The 17,309-nt window shown below is 68.7% G+C and carries 10 protein-coding genes; 3 read left to right on the plus strand and 7 right to left on the minus strand.

Annotated features, from left to right (window positions below; genetic code table 11):
• Positions 1-7: 7 nt before the first annotated feature.
• Positions 8-769: a gamma-glutamylcyclotransferase family protein gene (locus tag ACYQ6W_RS19405; protein WP_459677640.1), complete on the minus strand. Its 762-nt coding sequence runs from the start codon at positions 767-769 to the stop codon at positions 8-10.
• A gap of 246 nt (positions 770-1,015) precedes the next feature.
• On the opposite strand from ACYQ6W_RS19405, the gene ACYQ6W_RS19410 reads away from it, so the two are divergent.
• The 3 genes from ACYQ6W_RS19410 (at position 1,016) to ACYQ6W_RS19420 (ending at position 5,092) form a co-directional block, all read left to right on the plus strand.
• Positions 1,016-3,493: a Hint domain-containing protein gene (locus ACYQ6W_RS19410; RefSeq protein ID WP_459677641.1), complete on the plus strand. Its 2,478-nt coding sequence runs from the start codon at positions 1,016-1,018 to the stop codon at positions 3,491-3,493.
• A 91-nt stretch (positions 3,494-3,584) separates the two neighbouring features.
• Positions 3,585-4,100, plus strand: a complete 516-nt coding sequence (locus tag ACYQ6W_RS19415; RefSeq protein WP_459677643.1) for a DUF2867 domain-containing protein — start codon at positions 3,585-3,587, stop codon at positions 4,098-4,100.
• 77 nt (positions 4,101-4,177) lie between these two features.
• Positions 4,178-5,092, plus strand: a complete 915-nt coding sequence (locus ACYQ6W_RS19420; RefSeq protein WP_459677644.1) for a bestrophin family protein — start codon at positions 4,178-4,180, stop codon at positions 5,090-5,092.
• An 11-nt stretch (positions 5,093-5,103) separates the two neighbouring features.
• Here ACYQ6W_RS19420 and ACYQ6W_RS19425 read toward each other — a convergent pair whose 3' ends face one another.
• From ACYQ6W_RS19425 to ACYQ6W_RS19450, 6 genes are all read right to left on the minus strand, one after another.
• The gene (locus tag ACYQ6W_RS19425) at positions 5,104-5,661 is read right to left on the minus strand and encodes a cytochrome b (RefSeq protein ID WP_459677646.1); all 558 of its coding nucleotides are present in this window, start codon (positions 5,659-5,661) and stop codon (positions 5,104-5,106) included.
• Positions 5,658-6,713, minus strand: a complete 1,056-nt coding sequence (locus tag ACYQ6W_RS19430; protein WP_459677648.1) for a catalase family peroxidase — start codon at positions 6,711-6,713, stop codon at positions 5,658-5,660. Before ACYQ6W_RS19430 ends, ACYQ6W_RS19425 begins: the two co-directional genes overlap by 4 nt.
• Positions 6,714-6,937: 224 nt before the next feature.
• The gene (locus ACYQ6W_RS19435) at positions 6,938-8,884 is read right to left on the minus strand and encodes a glycosyltransferase (RefSeq protein ID WP_459677649.1); all 1,947 of its coding nucleotides are present in this window, start codon (positions 8,882-8,884) and stop codon (positions 6,938-6,940) included.
• A gap of 84 nt (positions 8,885-8,968) precedes the next feature.
• Positions 8,969-10,531 carry an SEL1-like repeat protein gene (locus ACYQ6W_RS19440; protein ID WP_459677650.1) on the minus strand — a complete coding sequence of 521 codons (1,563 nt, stop codon included), beginning with the start codon at positions 10,529-10,531 and terminating at the stop codon, positions 8,969-8,971.
• A gap of 24 nt (positions 10,532-10,555) precedes the next feature.
• Complete coding sequence (locus ACYQ6W_RS19445) at positions 10,556-14,155, minus strand: O-linked N-acetylglucosamine transferase family protein (RefSeq protein WP_459677651.1); 3,600 nt, start codon at positions 14,153-14,155, stop codon at positions 10,556-10,558.
• A gap of 115 nt (positions 14,156-14,270) precedes the next feature.
• The coding region (locus ACYQ6W_RS19450; RefSeq protein WP_459677652.1) for a beta strand repeat-containing protein at positions 14,271-17,309 on the minus strand (3,039 nt) is incomplete at its 5' end.

The raw sequence follows: 17,309 nt of genomic DNA on the forward strand, positions 1-17,309 counted from the left end.
GGCGTCCCTACTTCCCGCGCAGGTTTTTGGCCGCATAGTCCTCGGAGAAGAGGCGGTCGGCGAAGTCCGGTGCGGAGGCTTTGAGCAGCGCGTCCACCGCCTCGTAATTCTTGTCGAAGACCCAGGGGCGGCGCGCCAACTCGCGGTCGTTCAGCCAATAGGCGTTCCAGCCCTTCGTCGTCTCGATGATTTCGCGCGCGAAATCCGGCCCGTATTCCAGGCCGCCCTCGATCACCACGTCGACATAGGATTCGAGGAGAGGATAGGCGGCGTCCGGCAGCGGCAGATCGACGCCCGGCGCCTCCTCCTCATGCTGTGGCACATAGACCCAGATCTTGCCTTGCAGCGGTAGCTGCTCCCAGGAAACTGCCTGGATATCCGCCCGCGGCACCTCCACCCGGGCATAGCCCTGCTCACGGGCATCGAAGCCGGCCATGTCCTCGCCCACCACGGGGAAGAGCACGCCGTTGATCGTCATCGCAGTTTCGCCCGGGCCGGGGCGGGCGAGGCCCAGGGCGGTAAAGCCGCAGGTGCACCGGTCGTCCCAGGTGCGGACATAGCCGAAGGCGGCCGAGACCCGCACGGGAATGGCATGGATCGGGCTGCTTGCCGTGGAATTGCGCGAGGCCGAGTTGATCAGCGAGCCATAGCCAAAAATGTAGTCGGTGGGCTGATGGGGCAGCATCCGGCCCCAATAGTCGGCAGCCTGTGCCGTGAGCGACAGCGTCATCAGGGCGCAGGCCCCGAGAAGAGAGGTGATGACCCGCATGATCTGATCGCTCCGTTCCGCCAGGGATGCGGGCGGAGGTTAGACCGCTGCGCCGCGCGCGGCCAGACAATGCTACGAATGTGGAATAATCAGACTAAATAATTGATACTATTTGGTTTCCGGGCGCGACTTCCGTTGCTGAACAGAACGGAAAATGCGACAGTGAAGGAAAGATCGGCGCCGGTGGACCGATAAGACACCGATAAGCCCAATCAGGGCCGCCGCACCCGCCTGGAGGAGACGCAGATGACGACGTTCACGGTGACCAATCTCGACGACACCGGGCCAGGCTCGCTCAGGGATGCGATCGAGGCCGCCAATAGCGCGGGCGGGCCCTCTACCATCACCTTCTCGGTCAGCGGCACCATCACCCTTGCGAGCGCGCTGCCCTCCATCAGCCAGAGCGTCACGATCGACGCGACGAGTGCCCCCGGCGCCACGGCGGGCGGCCCACCTGTCGTGGGAATCGACTTCGGCGGCAATGCCGGGCTCACCTTCGCCGCCGGCTCAGATGGCTCCACACTTGAAGGGGTCGCGGTCGGCGGCGCCTTCGGCAACGGCATCACCATCGAATCGAGCCAGGTCACCATCGCCGGCGATTATGTCGGGCTGACGACGGCGGGCACCGCCCTCGGGAACGGCGCCGCCGGCATCTACATCGCGTCCACCTCCTCGGACAATACGATCGGCTACAACCCGACGGCGGCCTCGGGCGTCGTCTCCAACGTCATCTCCGGCAACGCCGGCGATGGCATCGTCATCGACGGCAGCTCGGACAATACGCTGGTCGACAACTACGTCGGCACCGACCCGACGGGCACTACGGCCATCGCCAATGGCGGCAGCGGCATCGTCATCATGAACGGTGCGGCCAACAACCTCATCGGCGGCACGGCCTACACCGATTCCAATACCGGGGAGGAGAACAACCCGACCGGCACCAAGGGGACCGTGCCCGCCGTGATCGTGACGCCGCCCCTCGGCAATCTGGTTTCGGGCAATACCGGCAACGGCGTCCTCATCGAAAGCGGCTCCAACAACAACGTGCTGAGCGGCAATTTCATCGGCACCACGGCGAGCGGCGACGCGGCGCTGGGGAATGGCCAGGACGGCGTCGCCATCGTCGGCGCGAACAACAACTCGCTCATCGGCTGCACGGCGCTCGATCAGCCCTTCGTCTACTACAACGTCGTCAGCGGCAATGGCGGCAACGGCCTGCGCATCACCGATTCCAACGACACGACGGTGCAGGCGAACTTCTTCGGCATCGGCGCGAACAACGCCAGTATCGTCGCCAATGCGCAGAACGGCATTCTGGTCAACGGCTCCTCTTCCAACACCCAGGTCGGCGGCGTCATCCCGCTCGGCAATGTCTCCGCCGGCAACGGCGCCAATGGCATCGAGGTTGCCGATACCGCGAGCCATTTCATCAGCTTCAATACCTTCGGCGGCCTCTACGCCTTCCAGGGCGCCGCACCGAACGGGAATGACGGCATCCTCATCACCTCCACCGGTGGCCACAATACGCTGCAAACCAACGTCTTTTCCGGGAACGCCAATAACGGCATCGAAATCACGGGCAATGCCTCCGGCGTGACCGTAGACCCGAACATCGTCGGGCTTGATACCGAAGGCACGGCGCTGCTCAGCGGCGGCGGCAACGGCAATGACGGGCTGAAGATCGGCGGCACCGCGCATGACATCACGGTCGGCGGCAACCAGCAGTCCGTGATCCCCGAGAACGTCTTTTCGGGAAACGGGAATTACGGCATCGAGATCACGGATAGCGCCTACAACAACCAGATTTTCGACACCTATGTCGGTGTCAGTTCCCTCGGCAACCAGGGCTTCGGTAACGGCACCGGCGGCATCTCCGTCTCCGGTACGGCGCATGACAACACGATCGGCGGCACGGTGCCGGCGGGTGACACGGCAACGAACGTGATCAGCGACAATCACGGGCCGGGCGTCATCTTGGGCGACGGCACCAGTGCCACCACCGTCACCAACAACATCATCGGCTATGGTGCGGACGGCATTCAGCCGCTGCCCAACCAGGGCCTGCCGATCAACCCCGGCCTCAGTACCGGCAATACCATCCAGGACAATCAGACCTTCGCCTGCTTCGCCCGGGGTACGCGAATCGCGACGCCGCGCGGTGAGGTTGCGGTCGAGGACCTGCACGAAGGCGATCTCGTCCTCACGTTGGATGGCGAGGCCGAGCCTATTCGCTGGATCGGCCTGCGCACGGTCGATTGCCGCCGGCACGCGCGGCCCGAGGCGATCCTGCCCGTGCGGGTGCAGGCGCATGCCTTCGGTCGCGGCCTGCCGCACCGGGATCTCGACCTCTCGCCCGACCACGCCGTTTTCGCCGAGGGTGTGTTCATTCCGGTGAAATACCTGATCAACGGCCGCAGCATCCGTCAGATGGAGGTCGCCTCCGTCACCTATTTCCACATCGAGCTGGATGGCCATGCGGTGATCTATGCCGAGGGCCTGCCGACGGAGAGCTATCTCGACAGCGGCGACCGCGCCTCCTTCGTCAATGCCGAGGGGGCGGTCGCCCTGCATCCGGCCTTCGGCCAGGCGCGCGCCGATGTCAGCCTGGTCTGGGAAGCGCGGGCCTATGCGCCCTTGCGCGTGACGGGACAGGAGGTTGCCCGCGTGCGGCGGAAGGTCGCCGCCGCCGCACGTCGCGCGGCGGCGGCGCGACGCGCCGGGTAAAAGGCTCGTGGCCTGATGCGCGGGCCCGGCCACGTGCCGGGCATCGCGGCGGCGTTGGCGTGCCACTTGTCTCTGTGGCAGGCTAGGCCGCATGCATCGCAGCCCCTTACCTCCGGACAGCCTCCTCGCGCCGCTTTTCGCAGGCGCTGATTTGGCGGATGCCTATGGAACGGCGTTGCCGGCGCGCACCGCCGGCTTGCCGATCGAAGACCTGGCGCGACGGTTCTTCGCGAAACCCGCCTGGTGGTTTCGCGCGCTCCTCGGCATCCGCGATGCGGTGATGACACGGTTCGGCATCAAAACCTCCCGGCAGATGCGCGCGGCGCTGATCGGCGATGGGCGGCCGCGGGTGGATTTTTTCCCCATTCTGGAGACCAGCCCGGATGAGGTGATCCTCGGGGAAGACGACCGGCACCTGAATTTCCGGGCCTCCATCCTGCGGCGCAGGAGGCCGGGCGGGCAGAGGACGGAACTGATCGTCACCTCCGTCGTCCACTGCCATAATGATCTTGGGCGCACCTATCTCGCCCTCATCCGGCCCTTTCATCACGCCGTCATCCGCTCCAACCTGCGCCGCGCAGAGCGAGTGGGCTGGGCCGTCCGCTGAGCGGGGCAGGTCTTCGCCACGCCTCGCAGCGCCGCTATACCTTTTCCCAACCACCCCGACATTGATGACGGACCATCATGATCGTTCGGCCGCGTTTGGGCTTCCGCGAAATCTTCATCTTCCGGCATGAGACGGTGCTGGGTGAAATCTGGCGCCCGCTGCTGGGCTTCGGCCTCTGGGCCGCCCTCGTGGTCGTCATCCACGACACGCTGCCCCGGGTCCTGCGCGGCCATGCACCGGGGCCTTACGCGCTGATCGGCGTCGCCTTGTCGGTCTTCTTCAGTTTCCGCAACAACGCCTGTTACGAGCGCTGGTGGGAAGGGCGCTGCCAATGGGGGCACCTCATTCTCTCGGTGCGCAACTTCGCGCGGCAGACGCTGATTTTGGAGACGGGGGCGGGGGAGGAACGCCGTCACTTGCTGAGACTGACGGTGGCCTTCTGCTACGCCCTGGTCAGCCATCTCCGCCCGAGCTTTGCGCTAGCGGCGTCGGACCGCTTCCTCACTCCCGAAGAGGTCGACGCCCTTCGCACCGCGCCCAACCGGCCGAATGCGATTCTCCAGCGCATCGGGCAGAGTCTGGCGGCATTACGGGCGGCCGGCACGGTGAGCGATATCGGCTTTCAGCTGCTCGATCATAGTGTGCAGCAATTCGGGACGACCCTGGGCGCCTGCGAGCGCATCCGCTCCAGCCCCGTGCCCTTCTCGTACCATCAGCTGCTGCAGCGCACGACCTTCCTGTTCCTGCTCGTGCTGCCCTTCGGCTTCCTCGGTATCCTCGGCTGGGCCGATATCCTGGCCGAGGTCATCATCGCCTATGTCTTTCTGGGCCTCGACGTGCTGGGGGATGAGCTGGAGCGGCCCTTCGGCGACCGGCCCAACAACCTGCCCCTCGCGGCCCTCGCGCAGATCATCGAGATCGATCTGCGCGCGGCAATGGGGGAGACGGATCTGCCCCCCATGCCGAAGGCCGTGGACTGCGTTCTGATGTAGCGGTCGTCCCGTCAGTTGCGCTTCTGCGGGCCGTGCAAATCGGGCCCCATCGTCTCGAACACGCCGTCCTGCCGGACGAGGGCGTGGAAGAGCGCGGCAGCGACATGCAGCAGGATCAGCGCGAAGAAGAGGAAGGCGAGGTAGCGGTGCGCATCCCATAGCAGGCTGTGCAGCGTGTCGCTCAGCGGCAGAATCTGCGGCAGGGTGATCGTGCCGAAGAGCACCACCGGATAGGCGGCGGCCGAGAGCATGGCCCAGCCCAGCAGCGGCATCACGATCATCAGCCCGTAGAAGACGACGTGCGAGAGATGCGCGGCGAGCTTCATCGGTGTCGGGAAATCATGGGGCAGGGCCGGCGCGCCGAAGCGCAGACGCAAGGCGATGCGGATCAGCACCAGGATGAGGATCGCAAGCCCGAGCGGCTCGTGGATCTGCACCAGCGTCAGATACTTGGCAGAGATGGTGGAGACCATGCCGACGCCGATGAAGAGCATGGCGAGAATGCAGGCGGCCATCACCCAGTGCAGGAAGCGCTGAGGGGCGGCGAAACGGTCACCCGGCGTCGTCATGGCGTGGCTCCGGCAGGGGTGTGGGGATAGTCAGCCGACTCGGCAGTGCGGCGGTTGTAAGAGACGGCGTAGGCCGCAGAACGCGCGGCCGGGAAGGGATCGTCCGAGGTCGCCATGCCGGGGGGCAGCACCGTCGGGTCGAAGTTGAGGTCGCGGCACGGCCCGTCCGGCTCCGGCTGGATCTTGTCCACGGTCAGCGTGCCGGCATCGACGACGCGCCGGTCCGCCGGCCAGGCCTTGGTAGGATCGGCCGTCGGGTCGCCGGGCTCGGCGACGGTGATCGCGAGTGTCCAGCTCTGCGGAGCCTTCGCGACACGGGCGGTGATGTCCTGCTCCAGCGCGTCCGGGCCGCGCTTGGCGAGATCGGCGGGCGCGATGGTCTCCGGCGTCGCGGCCGGAATCCAGGACCAGCGGACGATGTGGCGCGCGCCTTGGGCATTGGTGAAGGTGAAGCTGTCGAGGCTGTTGAAACGGTCCTCGGCGTAGCTCGGCGTCCAGGTGGCGGATTGCACCCAGGAGAGGAATGGCAGGAACTCGGGATGCGCGCCGACGAACTGCTTCATCGCCGCGGGATCTTTGGCATGTACCGCCGTCTGCAGGTCATAGAAGCCGCGCGGGGTCGAGACCGCGAAGATGGGGGCGGTGATCATCGCCATGCGCCAAGTCGCGCCCGGTGCCGTGATCTGCAGGCCGAGGCCGCGGATCGGCACGGTTGCGTCCGGCACGGGAAATTCGGAACTCGCCAGGTTGAAGCGGCCGATCGCAGGGTAGCTGCCGGCCGCCAGCATGGGGGCGGAGGAGAGCGCGGCCCCCGCACCGTTTGCCTGGAAGCTGCCGGTGAAGCAGATGCCCTTGCTATGGTTGCGCCGGTGGCCAAGCGCCGGCCCGCCGGGCGGCGCCAGGGAATTCACGACTTTGACCGGGGTGATCCGCCCCGGGGAGAGCCAGCCTGCCGTATAGGCGAAGGCACCCGCACCCAGCACGACGACCGCACCGATGATAAGGAAACCGCCTATGCCCCCGGCCGCGCTCTTACTCTGTGGTCTCGCCATTCAAAACCTCGCATGTCCGGCCCTTGGAAACTGGACCATCCGTCTCCTACGATGAAAGCACCCCCGCGGTTACGCGGTGATCCCGCATCGATCGCGACGCTCTCAGAACGAGCGCCACTGTCGGTGGAATTGTCACGGAAAGCTAGGATAAATCTGCTGTCGGCTGAGACAGGCCGGATCGGGCAGGGTCGCGCGGCCTGTGAGGCCGCGCGGCGGTGGCCTGCTCACCCGAACGGCGTGAGGCAGAGATCCGGCAGGTAGGGGTGATTGGGCCGGTCCAGCGGGCCGGGCAGCGGATCGCGCGCGAGGCCGGGCAGGGCGTCCAGATCGCGCCGCAGGAAGGAGAGTTCGAGCACCGTCGGCACCGGCACGCCCTGCACCACGGCGAAGCGGCCGTAATTGTTGGCATGCAGATGCACGGGCGCGTGGCTCGCCGAAAGCACGTCCAGCAGCGCCGTCGCCCGGCGGAGGAAGGCGGTTTCACCCAAGCGGTCGAGATCATGAATCTCGCAGGCGATTACTGGGAAGTCTGCGAGCAAGGCAGGGTCGATGCGCGCGAAGGTCGCGTATTCGGCGCCTTCGATGTCGAACTTCAGCAGCGGACGGCGCGGCTGCTCGCGCGCCAGCAGGCTGAGAATCTCGGCAAAGCTCAGCAGATCATCGCTGGATTGGGCACCGAGGCCTTTCTTGTGGAACCGGAAATTCGCGTGCGCGGTGGGCGGGCGTTCGACCGTATGGTCGAACTGCAGGATGATCGCGCCACGCTCGGCCATGGCCAGGTCAAAGCTCACGTCGTGGCCGACGCCGATGGAGAGGACAACGTCCGCCTCCGCCGCGATCTGCGGCAGCACGTAGCCGCCGTCATAGTCGTTGCCGATCCGTGTCTTCGCCATGCCTGTCATCTGCCAGGGGCGCAGGCGCTGGACGAAGCCGAGGACGTCGCCTTGCGTCAAGATGGCGGGCGCAGCCGCGGGCCGGGCCGCATCTTGCCCCACGCCCTCGAACAGCGCCGCGATCTGGTCTGCCGCCGCAGCCCAGGAGAAGCGCGTAAGCACCGTCTCGCGCAGCGACGCCATCTCCTGAGGGCGGGGGGCTGCACCATCGCAGATCCGCCGCATCGCCTCCAGCAATGCCTCGCCATCCGGCTCGATATAGCGGCCGGGCGCGCGGGACTCGAAGTCGGCAAGCGTGGCCTGCCGGCCCGGCACGCGCAGTGCCAGGCCTTCGGGGCAGAATTCCTCGGTCGCGCCGCCGGCGGTCACGATCACCGGCGTGCCGCAGGCGATCGCCTCCAGCACCGGCAGGTTGAAGCCTTCGGCGCGATAGGGGGAGACATAGGCATCCGCCATCCCATAGAGGTCGCGGAGCTGCGGGCGGGTCAGGTGGCCCGGGATGATCGAGATGGCGGCGAGGGTCGCCGCGTCGAAGGCGCAGGCCCCGCTGTCGGTGAGTTCCTTGACCACCGTTTCCGCAGTGCGGCCGTAGAGGTCCCGCTGGTCCTTGAGCAGCAGGCGGATGCGGGGCCGGCTCTGCTTCAGCCGGCAGAAGGCGGTGAGGAGAAGGTCCAGCCCCTTGTTCCAGAAGGCGCCTCCGACATTGACGAAGACGGTCTCGTCCAGAGCAAGGCCCAGCAGGGACCGGCGCGCCCGGCGCTCCTCCGCCGTCAGCGGCGAAAACAGGTCGCGATCCGCACCGTGCGGCACGACGGAGACCTTCTCCTCCGGGAAGCCGAATTCGACGATGCGGTCGCGCGACCAGCGGGAGGGGGTGACGATCCGGTTGTCGTCGCGGCAAAAGAACGCGAAACGCTCGGGGGACGGTGCGAAGTTGTGGAGCGGCAGCCCGAGCTCCGCCACCATGAAGGTGATGGTGCAACGATCGTCCTCGGGGGCGCCCGCGTGTATGGGCGCGCCGATGCGATAGACGTAGTCGATCGGCCTGTCCCCCGGCGGCGGGATGGCGTCGATCAACGCCTGGTCGGTCGAGGGAAAATCCGCGCCGTTGCGCGCCCGGCTCCAATCGGGGTGGAGAAATGGCAGGTCGCGGGCAAACAGGTCGAAGGTGTCGGCGGCGAGCCATTCCCGCAGCTGATACTGATTGACCAGCGCGTAGGAGTGGTTGATGCCGCGCCAGCCTTCCACCAGCAGTGCGGGTTTGGCATGGGGCGGCATGGGGACCTCTCATCTCCTGCAGGCGGAACGGCGACAGCCGCCCGATCCGTGCTTGTCGCCCGAGGAGTCTCAAGAAAGTCTTGCTCAGGCGGTGGCCATGCCCTCGGCATGAAGGATCTCGACCATGCGATGCGCCAGCGGATGGCCGGCAGCGTGGGCGCGCTCGAACCACTGGCAGGCATCCTGCCGGTCCACCGCATGGCCATGCTCGCCCATGGCGAGCAGACCCAGCATGAACATGGCGCCAGAGCGGCCGTTCTGGGCTGCCATCAGCAGCCACCGGCGCGCCTCGGCGAGGTCGGCAGGCAGCCCACGTCCATGCAGGTAGCAATCGGCGAGCGCCAGCTGCGCGTCGGCCTCTCCGGCGGCAGCGGCGCGGGCAAAACAGGCGGCGGCGCCGGCCTCGTCCCGCGGCACGCCGCGGCCTTCGGCCAGCAACCGGCCGTACCAATATTGCGCGAGGGGCAGGGAGGGGGCTGCCTTGGCGAGCAGGGCGGCTGCCTCGGCGTCATCTCCCGGCCCGCCGATGCCCTGCAGGCGGCAGACGGCATAGTTGAAGGTCGCCAGCGCATCGCCTTCGGCCGCCGCCTGCTGCATCCAGCCGAGTGCGGCCTCTTCGTCCCGCGGCGCGCCCACGCCGTGCAGATAGAGCATCGCGAGCTTGTGGGCCGCACCGGCATGGCCGTGTTCGGCGGCGGCGCGGAACCAGGCCATGGCTTCGGCGTAGTTCGGCGGCAGTTTCGGGTCGTCGGTGTAGAAGGCGCCCACCAGGGCGGCCGCCTCGGCATGGCCGGCCATGGCCGCGCGGCGCAGCCAGGTTTCGGCCTGCAGCCGGTCGACGGGGCCACCCAGCCCCTCCAGCATCATATAGCCGAGCCGCGCTTGCGCAGCCGGCACCCCGGCCGCACCGCCACTCTCGTAATGCCGCCGCGCCTCCGCCAGATCGCGCTTCGTGCCCAGCCCTGCTTCGGCGCTGAGGCCGAGCAGATAGTGGGCCTCCCCGACGTCTGCCTCAGCGGCCTGCTGCAGATAGGGGCGCGCCTCCTGCCAGTGGCGGCCTTCGGCGTCATGCAGGATGAGACTGAGCGCGAAGCCGAGGCAGCCGCGCCCAAAACCCTGCTCGGCCGCGCGCCGGTACCAGGTGGCACTTGCCGCGGTATCCCGCATCTCCGGCGGGCCATGGGCGTAAAGATAGCCCATCAGCGTCTGCGCCTCCGGGTCTCCCGCTTCGGCAGCGCGTGTCGCCCACTGCAAGGCGGCGGCGAAGTCCGGCGTGCCCAGCCCGTCGTTGCGGACGAAGAGGGCCGGCGGCGTCGCGACCGAATCCGGGGTGATGCCGCTGAGCGCGAGCTGAGCCAGGCAGCGGGCGGCCACCTGCTCTCCGCGCAGCGCGGCGAGCCGATACCAATAGGCGGCGGAGGCGAGATGCCTGGGCACGCCGCAACCGTCCCGATAGCAATCGGCGAGGCCGCTCAGGGCTTGAAGATGGTTCCTCCGCGCGAGGCGGGTGAACAGGCGGACGGCGCCGACCGGATCGGTGGTGCGGCGCCTGGCGGCGAGACGCAGAGCGAGCCCGGGCAGCGCGAAGACGAGTGCCGTTTCCCACAACTGGGCCGGATGCGGCAGCGCGGCCCATGCCCGGCGCATCTCAGACGGCCCGGTCGCGGTACATCACACCGTCTCGTCGAGACGAGGAGCCGGCGCCGCCCCGCGGGAGGCGGCCAGGCTCTGCAGATCCCGCAGGATCTGCGTCATGACGTCGGACCAGTCTCGCCCCGGCCGGCCTTGGCGGTAGAGGCGGAGGGAGGGGTACCACGGCGTCCCTGCCTGATCCAGCGGCCAGGTGAAATGCGGCGCGAAGGGGATCATCCCCCAGGCGGGTAGGCCGAGCGCGCCCGCCAGATGCAAGGGCGCCGTGCAGGAGCTGAGGGTGAGGTCGAGTTCCGCCATGATCGCCGCGGTATCCGCGAGGTCTCCAATCTCCGGCCCGAGGTCGAGCACCTCCGGCGGCAGCGCGAGACGGTCGATCTCCTCCCGGCCCGGCCCCTTCTGCAGGATGACGAAGCGCACGCCCGATGCGTCGAAGAGCGGCCGCACCGCTGCGAGCCCGGGGGAGCGCAGGTAATCCCGCTGGACGGCGGGATTGCCGGCCCAGACGAGCCCAACGTTCAGGCGGCCATCCTGCGGCAGCCGGCGGCGCCAGCGCACCCGCTCCTCGAATTGGGGGGCGAGATAGGGCGAGGGACTCTGCGGTAGGGGGCCGCGCCGGGATAGTGCCCAAGGCAAGCTGAGGATGGGACTGTAGAGGCTGGGAGCCGTCGCCGCGGCGTCGGCCGGGTTCACGATGTCCACCCCCGGCAGGCTGTGCAGCAGGCGGCGTGCCGGTTCGGGGGTGGCCACCACCACGCGCGCTGCCTCCGCCGCCAGAAGCGGCAGGTAGCGCGCCGCGAAGATGACGTCGCCCAGACCTTGCTCCGCCGTCACGAGAAGGGTGCGATCGGTGAGAGGCTCCCCCTGCCAGCGCGGCGCCGAGGCGTGGGGCAGAACGAAGTTCGGCATCTGCCAGCGCCATTCGTACTCCGCCCAGCCGGCGGCTTCCTCGCCCAGCAGCAGGAGGAGCTGCGCGCGATGGAAATGATACTCGGCTTGTTCCGGCAGCAGCGCGATGGCGCGATCCACCGCCACAACGGCCTCCTTCAGCCGGTTCAGGCTGCGCAAGGCGTGGGAGAGGTTGAACCAGGCGGCCGCCATCCCGGGTTCGGCCGCGACGGCCCGCGTCAGATGCGGCAAGGCGGCCTCACCCGCGCCAAGCTCCGCCAGAAGTCCGCCGAGCGTCGCCTCCACCAGCGGGGCGGAGGCTGGCAGGGCGTGTGCATGCTCCGCGACGGTCTGCGCCTCGAGCGGAAGGCCGAGGTTGAGGAGGCATTTGCCCAGGTTGCAATGCGCCATCACCGAATCCGGCAGCAGAGCGACCGCCGCCTCTGCGGCACGCCGCGCCTGCGGCCAGAGGCCGAGTTCCATGAGCGTGGCGCTGAGATTGGCGGCGGTGATGCCGCTCGCCGGGTCGAGCGCCGCGGCCCGTTCCAGCACGACCTTCGCCTCCGCAAAGCGCCCGAGATCGTGCAGGGCCTTGCCGAGATTGCTGTGCCCGAGCGCATTGTCCGGCCCGTGGTCGATCGCTTTGCGGTAGAAGGCGACGGCGGCATGCGGCCGGCCGAGCCCGAGCAGCGCCGTGCCCATGTTGAGGTTGGCCTCGGCGAAATCCGGCTGCAGCGTCAGCGCCTGTCGGTACTGCGGAATGGCGCCGGCGGCATCGCCTGCCACGGCGCGCGCATGCCCGGCCGCGAAGGCGGTGAGCGCATCGGCGTGCCGCGGCGTCCCGGCGGAAGCGGCCGCGGCAGACGCCGCCTGATCGCGCCCTGCGAGGGTTAGCAGGCTCGCCTCGTAGCGCTGCATGAAGCGCGTGGTATCACCGATCGTCTCCTGCCAGGCAGCGGGCGTAATGCGGGCGCGATAGGCTTGGTGCGCGGCCTCGTCCACCGCGAAGCGGCAGGCGAGGTCGACATACTGGTGGCGGTCCGTCGCAATCCCCTCATGTGCGTCGAGCGCATGCAGCAGGCTGGTCGCCATGCGGGAGGCGAAGGCGCGACCGCAGAGGGTGACGATCGGCAGGCCCATGCGCAGCGCATCGCTCGCGACGGTTCCCGCATTATAGGGGAAGGTGTCGAGAAACAGGTCTGCAAGCCGGAACCGCCCCATGTAGCTTGCCGGGTCAACCCGCTCTGAAAAGATCAGACGCTCGGGCGCGATGCCCGCGGCCTCGGCCTCCGCCCGGAGATTGATCTCGGAGGCCTCATTGTCCCGCGTCAGCCACAGGACGGCGCGCGGCGTGCGCCGCAGAATCTCCATCCAGGCGCCGAAGACCTCTTGCGTGATCTTGTAGTGCTTGGAGAAGCAGGCATAGACGAAACAATCCGCGGGCAGGCCGTCCTCCGCGCGGGTGCGCTCTGCGCCCACGGCCCGCTTGCTGTCATTCGCCTGATAGAGCGGCCCCAGCACATGCGGCTTCGTCTCATAGGCCGCGACATGCTCGGGCGGGATGACGACGCCGTCGCAGAAGATGTAGTCCAGCTCCGGCAAAGGGATGGGCCCGACGAAGCCGAGATAGGTCGCCTGGATCGGTGCCGGCCGCCAGCGCAGGACCGGCAGCCGGCTGCCGTCGGTGATGCCGTTGAGATCGACGAGGATGTCGATCTCGTCTTCACGGATGAGCAGGGCCGCCTCTTCGTCGCTCAAGCTGCGAATCGGCCGATACTGGTCGAAGCTCGCGAGCAGGCGGCGCCGCACCGCACTGCCGTCCTCGAGCGTTGAGCAGTATCCATAGACCTCGAACCGGCCGCGGTCATGCCGCTCGAAGACCTCCGCAATGAGATAGGCCATGGCATGGCTGCAGAAATCCGAAGAGAGATAGCCGATGCGAAGGCGTTCATGCGCATAGGGCCGGGCGGGCGCCAGATGCCGCGGGGCCGGCGAGGTCTTGCGTTCGATCCAGCGGCGCGCTGCCTCGCGCTGCGCCACGATGTCGTCCGTCAGCGCCATGATGCCGAAGGGGCCGGACTGGGCGAGGTCATAGCGGCCGTCGGACGGAAGCACCGGCCAGCGGCAGGTCTTCTGCCGCAGATGCAGCCAATGATGGCAGACGTCGAGCTGCGTCGGGTCGAGCGCCAGGATTTCGGCGAAGACGCGTTCGGCTTCCGCATAGCGTCCGCTCGCTTCCAGCAGCCGGCCGCTATGGGTTTGCAGCGCGATGCGGGCCGCCGCCGGCTGCGTTGCCTGCGACCAGATGGTGATGGCCAGCTCCGCCTGGCCCTGGGACTCATAGAGCAGGCCGAGATTGACGGCAGCGAGATGAAAATCCGGCTTGATGCGGAGCGCGGCGCGGTAGGCTTCCGCTGCCGCATCGGGGCGGCGCTGGCGCCCGAGGCCGACGCCGAGGTTGAACCAGGCGGCCGGCAGCAGCGGATGTTCCGGATGACCCTCGATCCAGCCGCGGTAGAGGGCGAGTTCGGCGTCCCCCGAGAGACGTGGGACCTGGGCTTCCCGCAGCGCGATCAGCTGGTCCAGCGGCATGTCGCGCAAGGCGGCAGCGAGGTCGGGGATCAGCGTCTCGGGCTGCGCCGTGCCCAGCAGCCGGTCGAGCCAGCCGAGATCGCCCTCGCGCTCGCGCTCGGCGTCCTGCGGCGTGTCCTCAACGTGCACGTCTGAATCCATGAGGCGAAATCCTGAGCGGCAGGGAGGCGTTCCGCATCTCTAGCCGCCCAAAGCTTAAGGCTTTCCCTCGGCCGGGGGGCCGGCCCGGCCTGCGCCGGAGCCGGCCGCGCCCGGATCAGAGGGCGTTGATCTGCGCCGAGGTCATCGCCGCCAGCTGGGTGTTCGTCAGGTCCTGAACCTGTGTGTTGCTCAGGTAGCCCAGTTGCACCGTGCTGAGGGCGCGGATCTCCGTCGTCGTCAGCGCCTGGATCTGCGCCGAGGTGAGGGCCGAGATCTGCACCGAGCCGAGGGCCGAGATTTCCGCCGTGGTCAGCGAGGCGATCTGCGCCGTTGTGAGCGAGGTCACGTCGGCGCTGGTGAGGCTGGAGACCGTCCCCGTGGTCATGCTCGCGATCGCCTTGGTGGAGAGCGCTGCGAACTGGATGGGCTGCAGGTTCAGCAGCGTGGTGCCGAGCGCCGTCACCTGGGTCGAGGTCAGACCGCCGATCTGGGTGGAGGAGAGGGTGCTGATGCCCGTGCCCAGGGCGGCGATGGCGGTGGTGCTGAGACCACCGACCTGCGCCGAGGTCAGGCCCGAGAGCGTCGCATTGGTCGCGGCCGAGAAGTTGTTGCCGAACCCTCCGATGCCGGTGGTGGTGAGCGCGCCGAGCTGTGTCGAGCTCAGGCCCGAAACCGCCGCCGTGCCGAGCACGCTCGCCTCCGCCGAAGTCAGGCCGGTGAGGGCCGCGGTGGTGAGCGAGTCGAAGGTGGTGCCGAGCGCGGAGGTATCGGCGGTGCCGAGCACCGCGACCTGGGCGGAGCCGAGAGCCGCCACCTGCCCGGTGCTGAGCACCGCGGCTTGCGCGGTCGTCAGACCCGCCAGCGCGCCAGTGGTCAAAGCCCCGACGGCTGCCGTGCTGAGGGCGGTGACGGCGCCGGTGGCGAGCTTGCCGAGATCGGCGGAGGCCAGCCCCTTGATCTGGGTCGCGCTCAGCGCGCCGGCCTGGCCGGAGGTGATCGCCGCGGCTTCAGCCGTCGACAGGGCGGCCACCTGCGCGGAACTCAGCCCGGAGATCGCCGTATTGGTGACGGCGGAGAAATTGCCGCCCAAGCCCGAGATCGCGGCGGTGGTGAGTGCCCCGAGCTGCGAGGAACTGAGGCCGGAGATCGCCGCCGTGCCGAGCACGCTCGCTTCGGCCGAGGTGAGGCCGGTGAGCGCCGCTGTGGTGAGCGAGTCGAAGGTGGTGCCGAGCGCGGAGGTATCGGCGGTGCCGAGCACCGCGACCTGGGCCGAACCAAGGGCGGCCACCTGGCCGGTGCTGAGCACCGCGGCTTGCGCGGTCGTCAGACCCGCCAGCGCGCCAGTGGTCAGAGCCCCGACGGCCGCGGTGCTGAGGGCGGTGACGGCGCCGGTGGCGAGCTTGCCGAGATCGGCGGAGGTCAGCCCCTTGATCTGGGTGGCGCTCAGCGCGCCGGCCTGGCCGGAGGTGATCGCCGCGGCTTCAGCCGTCGACAGGGCGGCCACCTGCGCGGAACTCAGCCCGGAGATCGCCGTATTGGTGACGGCTGAGAAATTGCCGCCGAGGCCGGAGATCGCGGCCGTGGTCAGCGCACCCAGCTGGGAAGAGGAAAGACCAGAGATGGCGGCGGTGCCGAGCACGCTCGCTTCGGCCGAGGTGAGGCCGGTGAGCGCCGCTGTGGTGAGCGAGTCGAAGGTGGTGCCGAGCGCGGAGGTGTCGGCGGTACCGAGCACGGCGACCTGGGCCGAACCAAGGGCGGCCACCTGCCCGGTGCTCAGCACCGCGGCTTGCGCGGTCGTCAGACCCGCCAGCGCGCCAGTGGTCAAAGCCCCGACGGCTGCCGTGCTGAGGGCAGTGACGGCGCCGGTGGCGAGTTTGCCGAGATCGGCGGAGGTGAGCCCCTTGATCTGGGTGGCACTCAGCGCGCCGGCCTGGCCGGAGGTGAGGACGGCCGCTTCCGCCGTGGACAGCGCGGCGACCTGCGCGGAACTCAGTCCGGAGATCGCCGTATTGGTGACCGCCGAGAAATTGCCGCCGAGGCCGGAGATCGCGGCGGTGGTGAGTGCCCCGAGCTGCGAGGAACTGAGGCCGGAGATGGCCGCCGTGCCGAGCACGCTCGCTTCGGCCGAGGTGAGGCCGGTGAGGGCCGCGGTGGTGAGCGAGTCGAAGGTGGTGCCGAGCGCGGAGGTATCGGCGGTGCCGAGCACCGCGACCTGGGCGGAGCCGAGGGCGGCCACCTGGCCGGTGCTCAGCACCGCGGCTTGCGCGGTGGTGAGGCCGGCCAGTGCGCCCGTCGTGAGCGCCCCGACGGCCGCCGTGCTGAGGGCGGTGACGGCCCCCGTCGCAAGTTTGCCGAGATCGGCGGAGGTCAGCCCCTTGATCTGGGTGGCGCTCAGCGCACCCGCCTGGCCCGAGGTGAGGACGGCCGCTTCCGCGGTGGACAGTGCCGCGACCTGCGCGGAACTCAGCCCGGAGATCGCCGTGTTGGTGACGGCGGAGAAATTGCCGCCAAGGCCGGAGATCGCGGCCGTGGTCAGCGCGCCGAGCTGTGTCGAACTCAGGCCCGAAACCGCCGCCGTGCCGAGCACGCTGGCTTCGGCCGAGGTCAGGCCGGTGAGGGCGGCTGTGGTCAGCGAGTCGAAGGTGGTGCCGAGCGCGGAGGTGTCGGCCGTGCCAAGCACCGCGACCTGCGCCGAACCAAGGGCGGCCACCTGGCCGGTGCTCAGCACCGCGGCTTGCGCGGTCGTCAGACCCGCCAGCGCGCCAGTGGTCAGAGCCCCGACGGCTGCCGTGCTGAGGGCGGTGACGGCGCCGGTGGCAAGTTTGCCGAGATCGGCGGAGGTGAGCCCCTTGATCTGGGTGGCACTCAGCGCGCCGGCCTGGCCGGAGGTGAGGACGGCCGCTTCCGCCGTGGACAGTGCCGCGACCTGCGCGGAACTCAGCCCGGAGATCGCCGTACTGGTGACGGCGGAGAAATTGCCGCCCAAGCCCGAGATCGCGGCCGTGGTGAGCGCGCCGAGCTGCGAGGAAGAGAGACCGGAGATGGCGGCGGTGCCGAGCACGCTCGCCTCCGCCGAAGTCAGGCCGGTGAGGGCCGCGGTGGTGAGCGAGTCGAAGGTGGTGCCGAGCGCGGAGGTATCGGCGGTGCCGAGCAC

Source organism: Acidisoma sp. 7E03 (genome assembly GCF_054665075.1).

Excerpts from the sequence above, each read along its gene's own strand:
- ACYQ6W_RS19405 (WP_459677640.1), bottom strand. The coding sequence starts at position 769 with ATGCGGGTCATCACCTCTCTTCTCGGGGCCTGCGCCCTGATGACGCTG.
- ACYQ6W_RS19410 (WP_459677641.1), top strand. The coding sequence starts at position 1,016 with ATGACGACGTTCACGGTGACCAATCTCGACGACACCGGGCCAGGCTCG.
- ACYQ6W_RS19415 (WP_459677643.1), top strand. The coding sequence starts at position 3,585 with ATGCATCGCAGCCCCTTACCTCCGGACAGCCTCCTCGCGCCGCTTTTC.
- ACYQ6W_RS19420 (WP_459677644.1), top strand. The coding sequence starts at position 4,178 with ATGATCGTTCGGCCGCGTTTGGGCTTCCGCGAAATCTTCATCTTCCGG.
- ACYQ6W_RS19425 (WP_459677646.1), bottom strand. The coding sequence starts at position 5,661 with ATGACGACGCCGGGTGACCGTTTCGCCGCCCCTCAGCGCTTCCTGCAC.
- ACYQ6W_RS19430 (WP_459677648.1), bottom strand. The coding sequence starts at position 6,713 with ATGGCGAGACCACAGAGTAAGAGCGCGGCCGGGGGCATAGGCGGTTTC.
- ACYQ6W_RS19435 (WP_459677649.1), bottom strand. The coding sequence starts at position 8,884 with ATGCCGCCCCATGCCAAACCCGCACTGCTGGTGGAAGGCTGGCGCGGC.
- ACYQ6W_RS19440 (WP_459677650.1), bottom strand. The coding sequence starts at position 10,531 with ATGCGCCGGGCATGGGCCGCGCTGCCGCATCCGGCCCAGTTGTGGGAA.
- ACYQ6W_RS19445 (WP_459677651.1), bottom strand. The coding sequence starts at position 14,155 with ATGGATTCAGACGTGCACGTTGAGGACACGCCGCAGGACGCCGAGCGC.